Below are 3,638 nucleotides of genomic sequence, written 5' to 3'. Positions count from 1 at the left end.
GAGGCGGGGGTGGAAAGGAAGAGGAAGGCAAGGGCAGCCAGTAAGAATGCAAGACAAAACTGGCGAAGGCCGCGTTCTGGCGCGCCCCCCTCTGGCCTGCCGGCCATCTCCCCCTCAAGGGGGGAGATCGGCAGCTTCACGGGCGGCGCTCTGCCCGCAACGTGGGTGATTATCGAAAGCTGAGCCGCCAGCCAATCTCCCCCCTTGAGGGGGAGATGTCCGGCAGGACAGAGGGGGGTGTTTGGCACCAGCCTTGGTGGACGCGCAAAAATCATGACCCGCATCCTCTGCCGCAACTTTGTCAAAACGCCGTCCGCGAGCGCAGCGCCGCGGCCAGCGTGCCCTCGTCGAGATAGTCGAGTTCGCCGCCGACCGGCACGCCATGCGCGAGCCGTGTCACCTTGATGTCGAAGCCGGACAGCTGATCGGTGAGGTAATGCGCGGTCGTCTGGCCCTCCACCGTCGCATTGACGGCGAGGATGATCTCCTTGACCTCGCCACCGGCGACGCGGTCGACCAGCGACCGCATGTTGAGCTGGTCGGGGCCGATGCCGTCGAGCGGCGACAATGTGCCGCCGAGAACGTGGTAGCGCACATTCATCGCCGCCGCGCGCTCCAGCGCCCACAGGTCGGAGACGTCCTCGACGACGATGATGGTGCCGGCATCGCGGCGCGGGTCGGTGCAGATCATGCAAGGGTCCGATGTGTCGACATTGCCGCAGGTCGAGCAGATGCGCACCTTGTCGGCCGCTTCGGCCATGGCGGCGGCCAGCGGCGACAAAAGCTGCTCCTTCTTCTTGATCAGATGAAGGGCCGCACGCCTGGCCGACCGGGGACCCAGCCCCGGCACCTTGGCCAGGAGCTGGATCAGACGTTCGATCTCGGGACCGGCGATTCGCTTCGACATCGCTCTGATCTAGAGCAATTCCAGGAAAAGTGCGAAGCGGTTTTCCCGGGAAAAGCGCGAAGCGCTTTCCCTTGGGAATTGCGTCAAAACGAAAAGCTGGAGCGGTTCACCGTTTCCGCGAAACGGTGAACCGCTCCAGGATTTTTCAGAGCGCTTTGGAACATCCCGCATCCGCATGAACCACCATATTAGCCGGGCGGACCATTGGACAGACCATAGAGCGCAGATCAGTTGGCTTCGAGCGGCCGGCCCTGGCTGACGATCATCGCGCCGACAGCGTCGGTGTTCTCAGGCGTCGACTGGAATCCCATAGACGCCTCTTGCGGCGCGTCCTCGACCGAGGAGATGACCCTTGTCCTTGTGTTCAAGGTTCCGCCAAAACGGGCGGCATCCGGTTCCTCCATCGGCTCCTGCATCGCCACCACCGTCGGCTCCGCCGAGACACGCGCGGATTTCGCGGTCGGCGCGGCGGCCGCGGTCATATAGGTCTGCTGGGCAGGGACGGACCGGACGGTCGCCGGCTTGGCCGGACGCACCGGCTCGGCGGACGCGACCATCGTCACCGGCTCCGCTGGCTTCTGCGGCGCCGCCGAGGCAATGGCGACCTGCGGCTCGTCCGGCAGCGGCTGCCAGTTGCGGCCGCGCTTCTCATAGAAGGCATTGCCGCCGGCAACCATGGTGTAGTGCATGTTCTTGTAGGGGAAGCGTAAGCCGGCGGTGTGGAAGAACATGGTGTTCTTGAGCTTGGCCTTGCGCTCACCCTTGAGCACCGCCTCGGCAGCCTCTTCGACATCGGGCATTGCGCGTGAATTCATCGGCCTTGTCATGACGCCGGGGGCGAACTGCCCACGCTCGCCCACCACCTGGCAGATGGTGCTGCCGTGCTTGCCGGAGCGCAGCCGGTTCATCACCACCGTGCCGACCGCGATCATGCCGTCGCGGCTCGAGCGGTTGGACTCGAAGAACATCGCCCGTTCCAGGCATTCCTTGTCCTTCGGCGTATGGCTGTAGGCCCGTGAGCTCAGGAAACCCGGCGTGATGGCGTCGGTCAGGCTGGCGACGGACATGCCGTGTGACGTGGTCTGGCTGCAGGCAGCCAAAAACAGGGGTGAAATGACGGCGCCGAGCAACAGCGGCGTCTTCCATCGCGTGGCAATCAACAGGTAACCCTCTCACTTCCATGCCCGCCCCCAGGCTGCGGCAAGAATGAGACACTTTCGGGCAAAATGATGGCCAAAACGTTATTGATGAGGCTCTGTTGCCAAATTGGTACAGTTGCATGACCTAAAAGTGAATTAGTGCCCCACTGTAATGGCCGCCGGCTGGCCGGGCTCAAGCTCCTCGACCTTCTCCGAAAACAGGCCGCGCCGGAGGAACAGCGTCCGCGCCTCCCTGGCCGTCGGCGCGATCTTTCCCGGCCAGTCGCTGTCTATGAACTCAGCCTTGGTGAAGTCCGGATTTGTCTCGCTCGCTGCCTCCAGGAACTCGGCGATCTCCAGCACGATCGCGCGCTCGTCCTTTGAAAGCGCCGATGTGCCGGCTTCGATCGACGGGCGATGGACGAAATCCTCGAACAGGTAGAAATAACCCTTGATGCCGACGAGATCGACGCCGTCGTCACAATCGGCCAGGATTTCCAGGATCTCGTAGATCCTGTTGCGGATACGCTGCTCGATCAGTCTTTCGGAGGGCTCTTCGGTCATGGCGATCATGGGCGCGCGCGCCGAATGCTAGAAGGGCAGTTTCATTCCCGGCGGGATCGGCAGACCTGCGGTCAGCGCCTTGGTCTTTTCCTGCATGATCTGCTCGACCTTGGTCTTGGCGTCGTTGTGAGCGGCCAGCACCAGGTCTTCCAGGATCTCGACATCGTCTTCCTTGAACAGAGACGGATCGATCTTCAGCGACTTCATCTCGAATTTTCCGGTCAGCGTCACATTGACCAGGCCGCCGCCGGCCTGGCCGGACGCTTCCAGCGTGGCGATCTCGTCCTGCATGGCCTGGAACTTGGCCTGCATTTCCTTCGCCTTGCCCATCAGGCCGAGAAGATCTTTCATGGTCGGGTCCTTTGCGGATTCGTGGCTGGATCAGGTTTCATCGTCGTCAGCCGGCGGCTCTACCGGCACTTCAGCCTCTGTCGTTTCGGCTTCCGGCGCGTCTGGAATGCGCACGTCGATGATCTTGGCACCGGGAAAGCGCGCCAGGATGGCGGCCACGGTGGGATCGCTCTTGGCATCGAGAAATGCCGTCTCGCGTTTGGCCGATTCCATTTCGGCGAGCGTCTGGCCGCCCTCTTCCTTTGACAGCGAGACCAGCCAGCTGCGGCCGGTCCAGGCGCGAAGCTTCGTCGTCAGGTCGTTGAGCAGCATCTTGGGCGCATCGCTGGTCAGGCCGACGTCGATGCGGCCGGGCTCGATACGCACGAACCGGATGCAGCTCTTGACCAGCACCTTGAAGGCGATGTCGCGCTGCGCGTCGGCGAGCGCAATGATGTCGGCCAGCGACTTCAGCGGCGCCGATTCCATGGCCGGCTCCGGCGGAGCGACGTAGGCAACGGCAGCAGGCGAGGCTTCGACCAGCCGCATGCTCTGTGCCCCGCCCGATCCGGATGGCATGCGCGTCTGCGCCACCGCGCTGGCACCACCGCCATTGCCGGAACTTGCCGACGTCCCATTCGGGCGCGGCGCCGATTTCGCCAGAACGCCGTCGGTCAGGGTGCTGTCACGGACATGGC

4 protein-coding genes and 1 pseudogene are annotated in these 3,638 nt (G+C 63.5%); all 5 read right to left on the bottom strand.

All coding sequences use genetic code 11. The annotated features are described in order from the left end of the window. Positions 1–301: 301 nt before the first annotated feature. Positions 302–907: a recombination mediator RecR gene (gene recR / locus EN984_RS26565; protein ID WP_027039603.1), complete on the bottom strand. Its 606-nt coding sequence runs from the start codon at positions 905–907 to the stop codon at positions 302–304. A 227-nt stretch (positions 908–1,134) separates the two neighbouring features. After that, positions 1,135–2,067, bottom strand: coding sequence for a cell wall hydrolase (locus EN984_RS26560; protein WP_127272515.1), 933 nt, complete (start codon positions 2,065–2,067; stop codon positions 1,135–1,137). Between the two features lie 135 nt (positions 2,068–2,202). After that, complete coding sequence (locus EN984_RS26555; protein ID WP_127272517.1) at positions 2,203–2,610, bottom strand: hypothetical protein; 408 nt, start codon at positions 2,608–2,610, stop codon at positions 2,203–2,205. A gap of 27 nt (positions 2,611–2,637) precedes the next feature. Then, positions 2,638–2,961 carry a YbaB/EbfC family nucleoid-associated protein gene (locus tag EN984_RS26550; protein WP_013527931.1) on the bottom strand — a complete coding sequence of 108 codons (324 nt, stop codon included), beginning with the start codon at positions 2,959–2,961 and terminating at the stop codon, positions 2,638–2,640. 30 nt (positions 2,962–2,991) lie between these two features. Then, positions 2,992–3,638: pseudogene (locus tag EN984_RS26545) on the bottom strand (DNA polymerase III subunit gamma/tau); the annotation flags it as partial.

Origin of the sequence: Mesorhizobium sp. M7A.F.Ca.CA.004.12.1.1, from assembly GCF_003997835.1 — a bacterium.
Classification (GTDB): domain Bacteria; phylum Pseudomonadota; class Alphaproteobacteria; order Rhizobiales; family Rhizobiaceae; genus Mesorhizobium.
Note: the sequence above shows the minus strand (reverse complement) of the source record. Positions and strands in the feature narration are given on the sequence as shown.

Excerpts from the sequence above, each read along its gene's own strand:
- recR (WP_027039603.1), bottom strand. The coding sequence starts at position 907 with ATGTCGAAGCGAATCGCCGGTCCCGAGATCGAACGTCTGATCCAGCTC.
- EN984_RS26555 (WP_127272517.1), bottom strand. The coding sequence starts at position 2,610 with ATGACCGAAGAGCCCTCCGAAAGACTGATCGAGCAGCGTATCCGCAAC.
- EN984_RS26550 (WP_013527931.1), bottom strand. The coding sequence starts at position 2,961 with ATGAAAGATCTTCTCGGCCTGATGGGCAAGGCGAAGGAAATGCAGGCC.